This is a genomic window from Sphingomonas sp. TX0543 (assembly GCF_048565505.1).
In the GTDB taxonomy this organism is placed as follows: domain Bacteria; phylum Pseudomonadota; class Alphaproteobacteria; order Sphingomonadales; family Sphingomonadaceae; genus Sphingomonas.
On sequence record NZ_JBLZUS010000002.1, the window covers coordinates 1,003,384 to 1,019,930 of the forward strand.

Here is a 16,547-nt window from a genome sequence, read left to right on the forward strand (position 1 = left end):
TGGCAAATGCGCGCGAAATCGCGCAGTTAGGGGCATGGCCACCGTAACCGAAATCGCTCCCACAATCTTCGCGCCGATCGCGCCCTCCCCGGCGCTTCGGGAGGACGAGCCCTATGCGCGCGATGAGCTGCTCCACGAGATTTTCGACAACGCGTGCAAGAAATTCGCCGCGAACTGCGCGGTGCGGCAGATCGATGTCGATCCCGAGAGCAGCCGCCGCACCGCGCTGACCTATAGCGAACTGCGCGATCGCGCGTGGCGTTTCGCGCGCCAGCTTCGCGATCTTGGCGTCGGGCGCGGCGACCGCGTGGTGATCTGCCTGCCGCGCGGGCTGGATCAATACATGGCGATCCTCGGCACCTTGTGGTGCGGTGCCTGCTATGTGCCCGTCGACTGGGCCTACCCGCAGGATCGGATAGACTACATCGCCAGCGATAGCGGCGCGGTGCTGGTCATCACCGAAAGCGAGCGGGCGGCGGCGATGCCGGTCCGCACGCTGGCGGTGGATATGATGCTGGGCGATCTCGCCGCTGCTGCCGCCTATCCGCCGGAGCGCACGGAGACCGGCGCGACGCCCGACGACCTGGCCTATATCATCTACACCTCGGGGACGACGGGGCGCCCCAAGGGCGTGATGATAACGCATCGCAACGCCTGCCACCTCGTCCGCTCGGAATGCGCGATCCTCGCGCTGGACGAATCCGATCGCGTGTTCGGCGGCTTCAGCCTTGCCTTCGACATGTCGGTGGAAACGATGTGGAGCGCCTTCTTCGTCGGAGGGGAGTTGCTCGTCGCATCGGAGGCGCTCGCCACCGCCGGCCCGGACATGGCGATCGTGCTGGCCGCCGAGGGGGTGACGGTGTGGCACGTCGTGCCCTCGCTGCTCAGCCTGGTGGAAACGGCCATGCCGACGCTGCGCCTGCTCAACCTTGGCGGCGAGGCATGCCCGCCGGACCTCGTCGAGCGCTGGGCGCGGCCGGGGCTTCGGATGCTCAACACCTATGGCCCGACCGAAACCACGGTGACGGCCACCTGGACGGAGGTGCAGCCCGGCCGCCGCGTCACGATCGGGCGGCCGCTGCCCGGCTATACCGCGTGGATCGTTGACGAAAAGCTATGGCCGGTCCCGGCCGGCGCCGAGGGCGAGCTGGTGATCGGTGGCCCCGGGGTCGGCGCAGGCTATGTCAATCGCCCTGATCTTACCGGCGAGAAGTTCGTCCACACCCCGTTCGACGGGCCGGAGGGCGCCCCGGTGCTGGTATATCGGTCGGGCGATCTCGTGCGGCTCGACGCGGTGGGGGATATCGATTTCATCGGTCGCATCGATACGCAGGTGAAGATCCGTGGTTTCCGCGTCGAACTGGCCGAGATCGAAGCCGTGATTGCCGACGATCCCACGATCGCGCAGGCCGTTGTCCACCTGTTCCGTGATGACGACGGCGCGGAGTTTCTCGCCTGTTTCATCGTTCCGCGCGGCGGCGCGAGCGTCGATCTGGAGACGGTGCGCGGGCGGGTGCGCGATCGGTTGCCCAATTACATGCGCCCGGCCGGCTATCAGTTGCTCGACGCGCTGCCGACGCTCCCCGCTTCGGGCAAGGTCGATCGCAAGGCGCTGCAACGCCCAACGCTCGCTCCCGTCGCCGATCGCGAGACGATCGCGCCCGCGACGCCGCTGGAGGCGACGCTGCACGCCATCTGGACGGAGTCCTTCGCGCCGCAGAAAGTGTCGGTGACCGACGATCTGTTCGAGGATCTCGGCGGCCATTCGCTGAAAGCCGCGCGGCTCGTCTCCGCGATCCGCAAGGCGCCGGGGCTGGCGGGCGTGTCGATCCAGGATCTCTATGCCGCACCCAGCATCCGCGCGCTCGCCGCCCGGCTGGAGCAGGCCGCGCCGGAGCAATCGGCGGATGCGCCGCCGTTCCACCGGATCGCGGCGTGGAAGCGCTGGCTGTGTGGGCTGGCGCAGACCATCGCGCTGATCCCGATCTTCACGATCGCGGGCCTGCAATGGTTTTTCCCCTATGTCGCCTACACCCGGCTCGCCGATCAGGTCGATCGCGTGACGGCGCTGATGCTGAGCGGCCTTGCCTTCATGTTCATCCCGCCGCTGGCGATGTTCGCGTCGATCATCGTAAAATGGCTGGTGATCGGGCGCTTTCGCGCTGGTGATTATCCGCTGTGGGGCAGCTATTATTTCCGCTGGTGGTTCGTCCGCCGCTTTTCGGAGGTGATCGCGACGCCGTATCTGGCGGGCACGCCGCTCATCCGCACTTATTACCGGCTGCTCGGCGCGAAGGTCGGAAGCGATGCCTTCATCGGGCGTGGCAATATCGACGTGGCCGATCTGGTGACGATCGGCGAGGGCGCGATCGTCAGCGATTACGCGATGCTCGCGACCAGTTCGGTCGAGCGCGGGCTGTTGCGGCTCGGTCGGGCGGAAATCGGGCGCGGAGCCTTTGTCGGATCGATGGCGGTGGTAGGGCGCGACAGTGTGATCGGCGAGGGGGCCGCGCTGGAGGATCTTTCCGCGCTGCCCGTCGGCGAGCATATCCCAGCCCATGAGCGCTGGAGCGGATCGCCCGCCGCGCGCATCGAAAGCGGCATCGTCTGGGAGCCGCGCCCGCGCGGTGGCGCCGTGCGGCGCTTGCTCGTCGGCCTTGCGCTCACGCTGGCCGCGCTGATCCTGCCGCTGGTGGCGATCGTCCCGATCGCACCGGGGCTCATCGCGATGATCGAGATCGACTGGCGCAGCGAAAGCTACACCTATCTGATGCTCTCGCCCGTGCTGGCGACCACCTATGTGATCCTGATGTGCGTGCTGACGGTGATCGCCAAACGGCTGTTCCTGGGCCGCGTCCGCCCGGGTGCGTATCGCATGGATAGCTGGTTCTACGTGCGCTTCTGGTTCGTCCAGCAGGTGAACGATCTGGCGCTGCGGCTGCTGCACCCGATCTACGCGACGCTCTATGTCATCCCCTGGTATCGCGCGCTTGGCGTGAAGGTGGGGCGGCGCGCGGAAATTTCCACCGCGGCCGCGATCGTGCCCGATCTCGTCGATATCGGGCCGGAAAGCTTCATCGCCGATGCGGTGTTGTTCGGCGCGGCGCGGGTGGAGCCGGGCGCGATCCGGCTGGCGCATACGAAGATCGGCCGTCGCACCTTCATCGGCAATTCCGCGCTGCTCCCCACCGGCGCCACGATCGGCGACGGCGTGCTGATCGGCGTGCTGTCCAAGCCGCCGGCCGATGGCGCGGCGGCGCGTGCGGACGGCACCTGGTTCGGCTCCCCGCCGATCTCGCTGCCGGTACGCCAGACGGTGGGGCTGTTCGACGAGGGCGCGCGCTTCAATCCCGGGCCGAAGCTGGTGGCCAAGCGCTTGTCGATCGAGGCGATTCGGGTCACGCTGTCGCTGACCTTGTTCATCGTGTTCTTCAGTCTCTTGCTATCGGCGGTGGGCGAGATCGACGACATGCGTAATGGTGGCTACCTCGTGCTCGTCGCCTTCCCGTTCCTCTACGTCGGCTTTGCGCTGGCCTGCGGGCTGACGGTGGTGGCACTCAAATGGCTGGTGATGGGGCGCTACAGGCAGACCACGCAGCCATTGTGGAGCACCTTCGTCTGGCGAACCGAACTGGTGACGGCGACGTACGAAAACCTTGCCGTGCCCAATCTGCTGGAGCCGCTGCGGGGCACGCCATGGCTGCCGGCCTACCTGCGGCTGATGGGGTGCAGGATCGGGCGGCGCTGCTATCTCGATACGACAGACCTTACCGAGCACGATCTGGTGACGATCGGTGACGATGTGGCGCTTAATGATTTCGCCGGGCTCCAGACGCATCTGTTCGAGGATCGCGTGATGAAAGTGAGCGGCGTGACTGTTAACGATCGTGCGACGATCGGCTCCTATGCGATCGTGCTCTACGATGCCGAGATCGGGGAGGACGCGCAGCTTGGCGATCTTTCGGTGGTGATGAAGGGCGAATATCTGCCCCGCGGCACTTCATGGGAAGGCTCGCCCGCCCGCCTCGCGCGCGGCGGATGACCCAGGTGATGTGGGCGGCGGCGGGCGGCGCGATTCCCGCGCTTCCTCCGGATACCGCCCTTGTCTGGCATGGCCGGCTGGATGCAGCCAGCCCGCTGGTCGCCCGCGCCGCGCTGACGACGGACGACCTCGCCGATCTCGCGCATCGTCCGCACGCCGAATGGGGTGCGGCGCGGCGACGGATCTCGCGGGCGCTGCTGGCTGCGGTGGCTGAAGTACATCCGGATGGAATTATTCTATCACGATCCTGTTTCGGCGCGCTTGGCATAATCTCGCCGGCAGGCTGGTACATCAGTATGGCTGGCCAGCATGGCTGGTGCGCCATCGCGCTCGCCCGCGTGCCGGTCGGCGTCGATATCGAGCCGCTCGACCAATGCGCGCCTCCGGCCGATCTGTTCAGCGCGCGCGAACTGCGGGAAGGCGGCGACCGACTGGCCAGATGGACGCTCAAGGAAGCGCACGCCAAGCGCTTCGGCCGCGCGGACATCGCCGAGCCGCAGGCGATCGAGACCGATCTTTCCGGCGAACCGCCCATCGCGACTTCTGCCGGCGGGGCCTCGCATTGCTTTCTGCACCGCGCCGGTGGCGCGATCGTGGCGGTCGCGCTGCCGGCTTGACGGCGGTCAAATACCGGAGCCGGGATCCGCGATAGCCGGATCAGCATGTGGACCTATCATCCCGAGCTGCTGGCGACGCCGGTGCCGCGTTACACCAGTTTCCCCACTGCCGCAGAATTCGGCGAAATGGGTGCGCGCGATATGGAGGAGGCGCTGGCGGGCGTTGCGCCGGATGCGGCGATGTCGCTGTATCTCCACATACCTTATTGCCATGAAATCTGCTGGTACTGCGGGTGCAATACCGGCGCCGCGAACCGCGCGGCACGGATCGGCGCATATCTCCAGCGGCTGAGCGAGGAGGTGGAGCTGGTCGCGCGGCGGCTCGGCGGGCGCGGGCGCATCGGCCGGATCGCATTCGGGGGCGGCAGCCCCAACGCGCTGGAGCCGGCGCAGTTCGCGCTGCTGCTGGCTCAGGTGCGTCGGGCCTTTGCCTGCCCGGAGGCCTCCGTTTCGGTCGAGCTGGACCCTCGCCACTTCGCGCCGGCTTGGGATGACGTGTTCGCGACGGTGGGGATCGCGCGCGCGAGCCTTGGTGTGCAGACCTTCGCCCCCGCGCTTCAGGCCGCGATCGGCCGGATCCAGCCGCGTGCATTGATCGCTGACGTCACCGCGCGCTTGCGCGCCAGCGGCGTGCGCTCGATCAACTATGATCTAATGTATGGCCTGCCGGCGCAGGACGTGTCCATGCTGATCGAGACGATCGACACCGCGCTCGACATGGCGCCGGACCGGTTAGCGGTGTTCGGATATGCCCACGTGCCCCATCTTATCCCACGCCAGCGCCGCATCGATACGGCAGCATTGCCAGGGCCGGAGGCACGCTTCCGTCAGGCGGAGGCGGCGCAGCTGCGGCTGCTGGATGACGGCTGGCAGGCTATCGGATTTGACCATTTCGCGCGCCCGGCGGATGAATTGGCGGTGGCCGAGCGGCGGGGCCGGCTGCGGCGGAATTTCCAGGGCTTTACCGACGATCCGGCGGACGTGCTGATCGGCGTGGGCGTTTCGGCGATCAGCAGTTTTTCCGGCGCGCTGCTCCAGAACGAGAAGAATGCCGGCCGCTATCACTTGCGGATCGCCAACGGCCAGTTCGCGGCGGCGCGCGGAATCCGGCGCGACGCGCTCGACCGGCGGCGCGGCGTGGCGATCGAGCAGTTGCTGTGCCGGGGCAGCGCCGATCTCGCCGGATTGCCGGATCTCGCCGGGGTGCGTGCACGTCTCCGGCCGTTCGCGGCGGAGCGGCTGATCGGCTGGAGCGGCACGCGGGTGACGCTCATGCCCGAAGCGCTACCCTATGCACGCGCGATCGCCGCGACGATCGACCCCTATCGCCAGCAAAGCGCGACACGGTTCAGCAGTGCAGTGTAATCTGCCGGCGCGGGCGTTGGTGGGCGCGGCGGTGATCGGGTTTGCCGCCGTTCCGTTGCATGCCTTCATGCCGATGCCGGGGATGGCGATCGCGATCTGCGGCCAGCCCGGCCATGCAATCACCATTCCGTTCGATCGGCAGAAGCGCCCAGCGCGCGATGATGGCATGTGGGGCTGCCATAGCTGCGCGCCGCGCAAGCGCGCCGGGGCGGATTGCCCGTGCGGGGACGATGAACCTGCCTGAATTATTGCGCCTTTGACGCGGATCAAGGCGACCGGGCTCGCACCCCGCAAGATCGACAGGCCGGACGCCGGGGGGTGATCGGCATCTTTCCGGAATACGGGAGGGGGGCGCGGCCGGCCGGCACGGGAACGGGCGGCCGCGCCATCCTTCCGCAACGAGGTGTACCGAATGGCAAAGGATATCAGCGCCTCCGCCGGGTGGCTGTTCATCGCGCTGCTGGCGTTGCTGGCATCGGCCACGGCGGTGGATGGTGGATTCGCGATCCATATGGGCATCGCGGCCGTCGCAGCTTTTTTCGTCGCGGTGCGCGGGCTGGGGGCCAAGGCGCGCGACGGCATGGGACCGCGCGTTTCGCCCGCGATGGCGGGCAGCTATTATGACGACGTGATTCGCTGGGGCGTGATCGCGACGGTCTTCTGGGGCGTCGTCGGGTTCCTTGTCGGCGTGCTGATCGCCGCGCAGCTAACCTTTCCACAGCTCAATTTCGCGCCGTTCGTCAATTTCGGTCGCATTCGGCCGCTCCATACCTCCGCGGTGATCTTCGCCTTTGGTGGAAATGCCCTGCTGGCAACGAGTTTCTATGTCGTGCAGCGCACATGTCGCGCGCGCCTGTTCTGGCCGAACCTCGCGAATTTCGTGTTCTGGGGCTATCAGCTATTCATCGTGCTGGCCGCGAGCGGCTACGTCATGGGCATCACCGAGGGCCGCGAATATGCGGAGCCCGAATGGTATGTCGATATCTGGCTGACGATCGTGTGGGTCGCGTATCTCGCGGTATTCGCCGGCACGATCGTGCGCCGTTCGGAACCGCACATCTATGTCGCCAACTGGTTCTATCTCGCGTTCATCATCACGATCGCGATGCTTCACATCGTCAACAATCTGTCGATGCCGGTCAGCCTTGTCGGCTCCAAATCCTATTCCGCCTTTTCCGGCGTTCAGGATGCGCTGACGCAATGGTGGTACGGCCACAATGCGGTGGGATTCTTCCTGACCGCCGGCTTCCTGGGCATGATGTATTATTTCGTGCCGAAGCAGGCGGAGCGGCCGATCTACAGTTATCGCCTGTCGATCGTCCATTTCTGGTCGCTGATCTTCCTCTACATCTGGGCCGGTCCGCACCATCTGCACTACACCGCGCTGCCGGATTGGGCGCAGACGCTCGGAATGGTGTTCTCGGTGATGCTGTGGATGCCGAGCTGGGGCGGCATGATAAACGGCCTGATGACGCTGAACGGCGCGTGGGACAAGATCCGCACCGATCCGATCATCCGCATGATGGTGTTCGCGCTCGCCTTCTACGGCATGAGCACGTTCGAGGGGCCGATGATGTCGGTGAAGACCGTCAACTCGCTCTCGCATTACACCAACTGGACGATCGGCCACGTCCATTCCGGGGCGCTCGGCTGGAACGGGATGATTACGTTCGGCGCGATCTATTTCATGACGCCGCGATTGTGGGGGCGTGAGCGGCTGTATTCGCTGCGCATGGTCAACTGGCACTTCTGGTGCGCGACTTTGGGCATCGTTCTCTACGCCTCCTCGATGTGGGTCGCAGGCATTACGCAGGGGCTGATGTGGCGCGAATATGGGGATGACGGCTACCTCGTCTATTCCTTTGCCGAGGTCGTGGCGGCGCTCCATCCCTATTACCTGATCCGCACGCTGGGCGGCCTGCTCTATATCACCGGCGCCTTCTTCATGGTGTGGAACGTGTGGATGACGGTGCGCGGCAGGCTTCGCGCCGAAGCACCGATGACCGCCGCCGCCTTCGATCCCGAGCGCGACCGTCCACTTGCTCCCGCCCTCGCTCGATAAGGAAAGGCTGCGCCATGGCTAGCTGGGCAAATCGCCACAAGAAGATCGAACGCAACGTCACACTGCTGGGCTTACTCGCGCTCGCGGTGGTCGCGATCGGCGGCATCGTGGAGATCGCGCCACTGTTCTGGATCGAGACGACCGTGAAGCATGTCGACGGTGTGCGACCCTACACGCCGCTCGAACTGGCGGGCCGGAACATCTACATCCGCGAGGGCTGCTATGGCTGCCACAGCCAGATGATCCGCCCGTTCCGCGACGAGGTGGAGCGTTACGGGCATTACAGCCTCGCCGCGGAGAGCATGTACGACCACCCGTTTCAATGGGGATCGGAACGTACCGGCCCCGATCTGGCGCGCGTCGGCGGCCGCTATTCCGACGAATGGCACGTCCAGCACCTGAAAGATCCGCGGGCCGTGGTGCCGGAATCGATCATGCCGAAATACGCCTTCCTCGCCGAGCACAACCTGGACACCAGCCGGCTGGGCGACGATCTCGCCGCGCTGCGCAAGGTGGGCGTGCCGTACACCGACGAGGATATCGCCAAGGCTGACGAGGACGCACGGACGCAGGGCTTCGGCGAGGGCGACACCGCCGGCCTCGCGAAACGCTACCCCAGGGTGCAGGCGCGCGATTTTGATGGCGATCCGGGGCGGATCACCGAGATGGATGCGCTGATCGCCTATCTCCAGGGGCTTGGCACGCAGGTCGACTACAGGTCGGCGCAGGCCCGGGAGGCGGCGCAATGAGCTACGAAACGCTGCGGCACCTGGCCGACAGCTACGGGCTGATCGTGATGACCGGCGTGTTTGTCGTACTGATCGGCTGGGCCTTCCTGCCGCACAACCGCGAGGCGAACCGCCGCGCCGCCAACAGCATCTTCGACGAGAACGATCATGGCTGAGAACAAGCGCATCGATCATGCCACCGGCACCAGCACGGTCGGGCACGAGTGGGATGGGATCGAGGAACTCGACACGCCGATGCCGCGCTGGTGGCTGCTGATCTTCTACGCCACGATCGTGTTCGCGATCGGCTATGCGATCGTTTACCCCGCCGTGCCATTGCTTCACCGGGCGACACCGGGGCTGTGGGGCTGGTCGAGCCGAGCCGATCTCGCACACGATACCGCAAAGGAGAACGCCCGTCGCGCGCCGATCCTCGCAGCGCTCGCACGCACGCCGATCGAGCAGCTTCCCGGCGATCCGAAGCTGCTCGCGGCGGCGGTGGAGGGCGGGCGTTCCGCCTTCAAGGTGCATTGCGTGCAATGCCATGGCTCGGGCGCGGCGGGGAGCAAGGGCTATCCCAACCTGAACGACGACGACTGGCTGTGGGGCGGCGATCTCCGGGCGATCCAGCAGACGATCACGCATGGCATCCGCCAACCCGGCGACGATCAGACGCGCATGTCTCAGATGCCGGCATTCGGGCGTGACGGCATGCTGACCCCCGGCGAGGTCGAGGATGCGGTGTCCTATGTCCGCTACGTTTCGCATCAGGAGGCCGCGAGCGTCGCGGCGAAACGGGGCAAGGCATTGTTCGCCGCCAATTGCGCCGTCTGCCACGGGCCGGATGCGAAGGGTGATCGCACGCTGGGTGCGCCGAACCTGACCGACGCGATCTGGCTCTATGGCGGGGATCGCGACACGCTGGTGCATACCGTCACCAACGCGCGGTTTGGCATCATGCCGGCCTGGGGACGGCGGCTCGATCCCGTGACGATCAAGATGCTCGCTGCCTATGTCCATTCGCTCGGCGGCGGCGAGATGAACCGTTCGATGATGGCGGCGGCGGCGGACGCGAATGCCCGCCGCTGACGCCTTCGAAAACCCCACGCCGCGCTTTTTCGAGGCGCGGCGCAAGGTGTTTCCGCGCCGCGTGTCGGGTACGTTCCGGCGCCTGAAATGGGCGATCATGGCCGTGACGCTGCTGATCTATTACGTCACGCCATGGCTGCGCTGGAATCGCGGCGCGTTCGCGCCCAGCCAGGCGGTGCTGGTCGATCTCGCGCATCGCCGCTTCTACATGTTCGCGATCGAAATCTGGCCGAACGAATTCTACTATGTCGTCGGGCTGCTGGTCATGGCGGCGGTGGGGCTGTTCCTCGTCACGTCCGCGGTTGGCCGCGCGTGGTGCGGCTATGCCTGCCCGCAGACGGTATGGACCGACCTGTTCGTCCACGTTGAACGCGCGATCGAGGGCGATCGCAATGCGCAGATCAGGCTCGATCGCGCGCCCTGGGGCGCGGAGAAGATCGCCAAGCGCGTGGCCAAGTTCCTGGTTTGGCTACTCATCGCTGCCGCCACCGGGGGCGCATGGATATTCTACTTCGCCGATGCGCCGGCGCTGGCGCGCGAATTCATGAAGGGCAGCGCGCCGTTCGTCGCCTATTCGACGGTCGGAATTCTCACCTTCACCACCTTCACGCTCGGCGGGCTGATGCGCGAGCAGGTGTGCATCTATATGTGTCCGTGGCCGCGCATCCAGTCCGCCATGATGGACGAGAAGTCGCTTGCGGTCACCTACAAGCACTGGCGTGGCGAGCCGCGCACCCACGGCCTGAAACGCGCGCAGGCGGAGCCGGGCGCCCCGGCACCCGCGCTCGTTCGACTGGCGCAGGGGGAAAAGGCCGGCGACTGCATCGATTGTGGTGCCTGCATCGCGGTTTGCCCTACCGGGATCGATATCCGCGAAGGGCCGCAGATCGGCTGCATCACCTGCGGCCTGTGCATCGATTCGTGTGACGAGATCATGGCGAAGGTCGGCCGCGAGCCGCACCTGATCGGCTATACGACCGAGGCGGACATGAGGCGCGCGGCGGCCGGCGAAGCGCCCGTGTCACCGCTCAAGCGGCTGCTGCGCATGCGCACGATCGCCTATTTCCTGATCTGGCTGGGCGTCGGCTGTGGCATGCTGTTCGCGCTCGGCACGCGCACGCACATCGGGATGAGCGTGCTCCAGACGCGAAATCCGCTCTGGGTGCGACTTTCCGACGGCGCTATCCGCAACACCTACACCGTGAAGCTCAGCAACATGGAGGGCCGCGCGCGCACCTTCGTGGTGACGCTGTCAGGCATTGACGCGGCACTATGGAAGGAGGGCGGCGCGCGCGACACGGCGGGAAAATCGGTGACAATCACCGTTCCGGCGGATCGCGTCGCCAAAGCGCAGCTTTTTGTCGCCGCGCCAGCCGCAGGGGCGACGCGCAGCGACGTGCGCTTCATCGCCACGACGCTCGATTCACCACCCGAAAGTGCGGACGACACCAGCTATTTCGAACGCCCGGAGAGCAACCGATGACGCGCACCTTCACCGGCCGGCACATGACAATGATCCTCGTCGCCTTCTTCGGCGTGGTGATAGCGGTGAACGTGATGATGGCGCGGTTCGCGATCAGCATATTTGGCGGCGAGGTGGTGGAAAACAGCTACGTCGCCAGTCAGCATTACGATCGCTGGCTCGCAGAGGCGCGCGCGCAAGTGAACGCCGGCTGGCGCGCCGATACCACGGGTGCGGCAAACCGGCTCTCCGTATCGCTCACCCGGCGCGGCGTGCCTGCGCCTGACGTTCGGCTCACAGCCACGGCACGCCACCCGCTCGGCCGCCTGCCGGATCGCGTGCTGACGCTCCACTGGGATGCGGCGAGCGCGCGCTATGTCGCGGATCAGATGTTGCCGTCGGGGCGCTGGCTGATCGAGATCATCGGCCTGCGCGGAACCCAGCGGCTGCGCTTCGAGGACGAGGTGCGGATATGACTGCCGCCGCCCGTCCGCAGGCACCGGCGCGATCGCTCGCCGCATCGACCTTCGTGGTCCAAGGGCTGCGCTGCGCCGGTTGCATCTCCAAGCTGGAGCATGGGCTGGTGGCGCTCCCGGGCGTGGCAGCGGCGCGGGTGAACTTCACGAACCGGCAGGTGCGCGTCGATCATCTGGACGAGCTCGGTGAGGATGCGCTGGTGGCCGCTATTGCCGATCTCGGCTTCACCGCCCACACCTTCGCCGGCGATACAGCAGATATCACCCGCAGCGAATCGCGCCGGCTGGTGCTGGCGCTTGCGGTCGCCGGCTTCGCGATGATGAACGTGATGCTGCTGTCGGTGTCGATCTGGTCCGGCGCGGACGGCGCGACGCGGCAGTTATTCCATTGGCTCTCGGCGCTGATCGCGCTGCCCACCGTTGCATATTCGGGCCGCATCTTCTTCGCGAGCGCGTGGAGCGCGCTGCGGCGCGGACGCACCAATATGGACGTGCCGATTTCTATCGGGGTGCTCGTCACCGTCGCGATGAGCCTGTACGAAACGGTGCTTGGCGGCGCGCATGCGTATTTCGACGGCGTGGTGATGCTGCTGTTTTTTCTGCTCGGCGGCCGCTTCCTGGATAGCGTCATGCGCGATCGTGCGCGCGGCGGGGTGGATGCGCTGCTCCGCCGCCTGCCCGCCGAGGCGACCGTGATCGCGCGGGATGGCGCGCATCAGCGCCGCGTCATCGCGGAGCTCTCGCCGGGGATGCGGATGCTGGTTGCCGCCGGCGAGCGCATCGCCGCCGATGGCGTGGTGGAGGACGGCGTGAGTGCGGTCGATCGGTCGCTCGTCACCGGGGAGAGCATGGCCGAGCCCGTGGCGCCGGGCGCTGAAGTGCTGGCCGGCACGATCAACCTTTCCGCACCGCTGACCGTTAAGGTGACGCGTGCGGGAGCGGCAACCACGATCGCCGATATCGCGCGGCTGATGGAAAGCGCGGGTCAGGCAAAATCGCGGCATATGCGGATCGCTGACCGCGCCTCCCGGCTTTATGCGCCTGCTGTCCACACGCTGGCGGCGCTGACACTGGCGGGCTGGCTGGCTTTCGGGGCGGGCTGGCACACCGCTCTTACCAATGCGGTGGCGGTGCTCATCATCACCTGTCCTTGCGCGCTTGGGCTGGCGGTGCCGGTGGCGCAGGTGGTTGCGGCCGGCGCGCTGATGCGTGCTGGCGTGCTGGTAAAGGACGGGTCCGCGCTGGAACGGCTCGCGCAGGCGGATATCGCGCTGCTCGACAAGACCGGGACAATCACGCTCGGGCGGCCCGAGGTGCGGGGCGGCCTGCCTGCGGCCCCCGCCGACCGCGCAATCCTGCACGCGCTCGCCCGCGCCAGCCGCCATCCGAGCGCGCTCGCGGTGGCGTCGGCGCTTGCGGACGAGCCGGTTGCATTGGTTGAGGACGTGGTTGAGGAGGCGGGGTTTGGCATGCGGGGTACAGCGGGCGGCGTCGAGGCGCGGCTGGGTCGGCCAGGCTGGGCTGGGCCCGCGGGCGATAACGCCTCAATCGTCTTTCGTATCGACGGACATCCCGCGTGGTCGATCGGGGTCGCCGATCAGCCGCGCGCGGACGCCGCGGCAGCGGTCATGCGCTTGGCCGCGCAGGGGCTTGCCCCCGAGATTCTTTCGGGAGACACGGCAGGCGTGGTCGATGCGCTGGTTGCCCGGCTCGCCATTCCCGGCCACGCGCGCCTCACCCCACAGGACAAATATGCGATGGTCCGCGCGAGCGAGGACGCTGGGCATCGCGTATTGATGGTCGGTGACGGAATTAACGACGGCCCGGCGCTGAAGGCCGCCTTTGTCTCGATGGCCCCGGCGACCGCCAGCGACGTCGGCCAGATGGCCGCCGATCTGGTGTTTCTCGGCGACCGGCTGGCCCCGGTGCCGATCGCGGTTTCCGCCGCGCGCCGCACCATGCGGATCGTCGCGCAGAATTTTGCGCTGGCGATCGGATACAACCTGCTCGCGGTGCCGCTCGCGATCGCGGGTCTCGTCACGCCGCTGGTCGCAGCGCTCGCAATGTCCGGCTCGTCGCTGATCGTCGTGGCGAACGCCATGCGACTGCGGAACGCGGCGCGGTGAACACGGTCGGCATTCTGATTCCGATCGCGTTGCTGCTGGGGCTTTTCGGTCTGGCCGCGTTCTTCTGGGCGGTCCGCACCGGACAGTATGACGATATCGACGGGGCGGCGTTGCGCATCCTCAACGACGAGGAACCTGAGGAGCGGCTTACCGATCCTCGGAATTGATCCGAAGTCGCGCGTCACCCGCGACTAAAAAAAGGGGCAGGCGGCGAGATTGCCGGCGGCCCCTTTTTCGTATGCGGCGGCTTACTTGGCAGGCATCGTCAGGCCGTGTTCTTCCAGCATCGGGCCTACATCAGGGTCCTTGCCGTAGAATGCCTTGAACATCGGGCCATAATCCTCGGTATGGCCCTTGCTGAGAACCATGTCGCGGAACCGCTGGCCGTTCTCACGGGTGAGGCCGCCATGGTCCTTGAACCAGTGAAAGGCGTCATGCTCCAGCATTTGCGTCCACAGATACGCATAATATCCGGCCGAATAGCCGTTCGACCAGATGTGCAGGAAATAGCTGCTGCGATAGCGCGGCGGCACATCCGTGGTGTCGAGCCCGGTCGCGGCGAGCGATTTCGCCTCGAATTGGTCGACATCCTGCTTGGGTGATCCCGCAGGCAACGAATGCCAGTCGATATCGAGCATCGCGGCGGCGATCACCTCGCCCAGTGCATAGCCCTGGTTGAAGTTGGCCGCTTTCTTGATCTTGTCCACCAGCGCGGCGGGCATCGGCTTTCCGGTGCGATAATCCTTGGCGTAGTTCGCGAGCACCTTGGGATCCCACGCCCAATGCTCGTTGAACTGCGACGGGAACTCCACGAAATCGCGCGCTACATTCGTGCCCGATACCGCCGGATAGGTCTGGTTCGCGAACAAGCCATGCAGCGCGTGGCCGAACTCATGGAACATCGTCGTCACGTCGTCCGAGCTGATGAGCGCAGGCTGACCGGCGGCGGGCTTTGGCAGGTTGGCGACGTTATATACCACCGGCTTGGTGCCGAGCAGCTTGGACTGATTGACGAAGTTCGACATCCACGCGCCGCCATTCTTGTTGTCGCGCTTGAAATAATCGAAATACATCAGGCCGAGTTCGGACCCGTCCTTGTCGTAAACGGTGTAAACGGTGACGTCAGGCTGATAGACGGGAATGTCGCTGCGCTTCTTGAACGTCAGGCCGTAAAGCTGGTTGGCAGCGTAGAAAACCCCGTCCTCCAGCACGCGGGTCAGCTCGAAATACGGCTTGATCTCGTTCTGATCGAGATCGTACTTCGCCTTGCGCACCTGCGCGGCATAATGATCCCAGTCCCACGGCTTTAGCTGGAATTTGCCGCCGGTAGCATTGATCTGCGCCTGCAATTCGGCTGCGTCGCGCCTCTGTGCCGGAGCAGTGGCGGCGGCGAGCTGACGCATGAAGGCGGATGCCGCCTCGGGCGTGCGCGCCATCTGATCGTATAGCGTGTAGGCCGCCCAGTTGGGATAGCCGAGAAGCTTCGCCTTTTCGGCGCGGAGCTGAGCGATCTGCTGGATCAGCGGACGGGTATCGTTGGCGTCGCCCTTTTCGGTGCGCGTCCAGCCGTTCATAAACAGCGCCTCGCGCGTCGCGCGATCGGTCATGTCCTCGAGGCTCGGCTGCTGCGTGGTGTTCTGGAGCGGGATCAGCCACTTGCCGTCGAGGTTGCGGCCCTTGGCGGCGGCGGCCGCCGCGCCGATCGCGCCTTCGTCCAGCCCGGCGAGCTTCGCCTTGTCGTCCACGACCAGCGCACCGGCCTTCGCGGCGGCCAGCAGCTTCTGCTGGAAGCTCGTTTCCAGGCTGGCGAGACGGGTGTTGTAATCCTTGAGCGTCGTCTGATCGGCCGCCGACAATTGCGCGCCCGCGTGAACGAACCCGTCATAATAGACCTTCAGGACTTGCGCCTGTTCGCCCGTCAGCTTCAGCGCGGCACGCTTGTCCCACAGCGTCTTCACGCGTGCGAAAAGCCTGGGGTTCAGGTTGATCGCGTCCTGATGCTGCGACAGTTTCGGCGCGACGGCTTCCTGCACCTTGTCGAGCGTTTCGTTTGTGTTGGCGCCCACCACGCCAAAAAACGCGAGGCTCACGCGGTCCAGCATCCGGCCAGATTTCTCCAGCGCGGTTATTGTGTTGTCGAAGGTCGGTGCGGCGGGATTGTCGGCGATCTTGGCGATCTCCGCCAGATGATCCTTCATCGCCGCTTCGAACGCCGGCTGATAATCGCCGTCCTTGATGATGTCGAAACGCGGCGCCTGGAACGGCAGCGTGCTGGGCGCGGCGAACGGATTGCCGCCCTGCGCCAGCGCCGGAGCGGCGATGCCGGCGGCGCTGGCGAGCAGCATCGATGCAAAAAGAAAACGGGTTGCCATCAAACCTATCCTCGAAAAGATTCGCCCATTACGGGCATGGCGGCATGGGTGAGCCTTCGCACGCCGCCGCGCAAGAGGCGGATGTGCTCGATCCCAGCACCATCGTGAATTGTGCGGTGCAAAAAACGGCTCGCTCGTCGCTGTCATTTTGACTAACCGGAAGCGTGACAGAGTCACTGTCGTTATCCGTTCGAGGTTGCGTTTGTCG

At 65.9% G+C, this 16,547-nt stretch carries 13 protein-coding genes; 12 read left to right on the forward strand and 1 reads right to left on the reverse strand.

Annotated elements, in window-relative coordinates; translation table 11 throughout:
• The first annotated feature begins 34 nt into the window (after positions 1 to 34).
• The 12 genes from ACM61V_RS05490 (at position 35) to ccoS (ending at position 14,134) form a co-directional block, all read left to right on the forward strand.
• Complete coding sequence (locus tag ACM61V_RS05490; protein ID WP_137786827.1) at positions 35 to 4,042, forward strand: Pls/PosA family non-ribosomal peptide synthetase; 4,008 nt, start codon at positions 35 to 37, stop codon at positions 4,040 to 4,042.
• Entirely contained in the window at positions 4,039 to 4,659 is a 621-nt protein-coding gene (locus ACM61V_RS05495) for a 4'-phosphopantetheinyl transferase family protein (protein WP_171007577.1), read from the forward strand. Before ACM61V_RS05490 ends, ACM61V_RS05495 begins: the two co-directional genes overlap by 4 nt.
• A gap of 45 nt (positions 4,660 to 4,704) precedes the next feature.
• Positions 4,705 to 6,024 carry a radical SAM protein gene (locus ACM61V_RS05500; protein ID WP_171007576.1) on the forward strand — a complete coding sequence of 440 codons (1,320 nt, stop codon included), beginning with the start codon at positions 4,705 to 4,707 and terminating at the stop codon, positions 6,022 to 6,024.
• The gene (locus ACM61V_RS05505) at positions 6,014 to 6,268 is read left to right on the forward strand and encodes a hypothetical protein (protein WP_137786824.1); all 255 of its coding nucleotides are present in this window, start codon (positions 6,014 to 6,016) and stop codon (positions 6,266 to 6,268) included. The genes ACM61V_RS05500 and ACM61V_RS05505 overlap by 11 nt, the downstream gene beginning before the upstream one ends.
• A gap of 168 nt (positions 6,269 to 6,436) precedes the next feature.
• Positions 6,437 to 8,086: a cytochrome-c oxidase, cbb3-type subunit I gene (ccoN, locus tag ACM61V_RS05510; RefSeq protein WP_137786823.1), complete on the forward strand. Its 1,650-nt coding sequence runs from the start codon at positions 6,437 to 6,439 to the stop codon at positions 8,084 to 8,086.
• Between the two features lie 14 nt (positions 8,087 to 8,100).
• Positions 8,101 to 8,835, forward strand: a complete 735-nt coding sequence (gene ccoO / locus ACM61V_RS05515; protein WP_137786822.1) for a cytochrome-c oxidase, cbb3-type subunit II — start codon at positions 8,101 to 8,103, stop codon at positions 8,833 to 8,835.
• Positions 8,832 to 8,990, forward strand: coding sequence for a cbb3-type cytochrome oxidase subunit 3 (locus tag ACM61V_RS05520; protein WP_137786821.1), 159 nt, complete (start codon positions 8,832 to 8,834; stop codon positions 8,988 to 8,990). Before ccoO ends, ACM61V_RS05520 begins: the two co-directional genes overlap by 4 nt.
• Entirely contained in the window at positions 8,983 to 9,903 is a 921-nt protein-coding gene (ccoP, locus tag ACM61V_RS05525; RefSeq protein ID WP_137786820.1) for a cytochrome-c oxidase, cbb3-type subunit III, read from the forward strand. Before ACM61V_RS05520 ends, ccoP begins: the two co-directional genes overlap by 8 nt.
• Positions 9,890 to 11,386: a cytochrome c oxidase accessory protein CcoG gene (gene ccoG, locus ACM61V_RS05530; RefSeq protein WP_137786819.1), complete on the forward strand. Its 1,497-nt coding sequence runs from the start codon at positions 9,890 to 9,892 to the stop codon at positions 11,384 to 11,386. Before ccoP ends, ccoG begins: the two co-directional genes overlap by 14 nt.
• Positions 11,383 to 11,841, forward strand: coding sequence for a FixH family protein (locus ACM61V_RS05535; RefSeq protein WP_419713870.1), 459 nt, complete (start codon positions 11,383 to 11,385; stop codon positions 11,839 to 11,841). The genes ccoG and ACM61V_RS05535 overlap by 4 nt, the downstream gene beginning before the upstream one ends.
• The gene (locus tag ACM61V_RS05540; RefSeq protein WP_137786817.1) at positions 11,838 to 13,967 is read left to right on the forward strand and encodes a heavy metal translocating P-type ATPase; all 2,130 of its coding nucleotides are present in this window, start codon (positions 11,838 to 11,840) and stop codon (positions 13,965 to 13,967) included. The genes ACM61V_RS05535 and ACM61V_RS05540 overlap by 4 nt, the downstream gene beginning before the upstream one ends.
• Entirely contained in the window at positions 13,964 to 14,134 is a 171-nt protein-coding gene (gene ccoS / locus ACM61V_RS05545; protein WP_137786816.1) for a cbb3-type cytochrome oxidase assembly protein CcoS, read from the forward strand. Before ACM61V_RS05540 ends, ccoS begins: the two co-directional genes overlap by 4 nt.
• Positions 14,135 to 14,215: 81 nt before the next feature.
• Here ccoS and ACM61V_RS05550 read toward each other — a convergent pair whose 3' ends face one another.
• Entirely contained in the window at positions 14,216 to 16,339 is a 2,124-nt protein-coding gene (locus ACM61V_RS05550) for a M3 family metallopeptidase (RefSeq protein ID WP_137786815.1), read from the reverse strand.
• Positions 16,340 to 16,547: the final 208 nt, after the last annotated feature.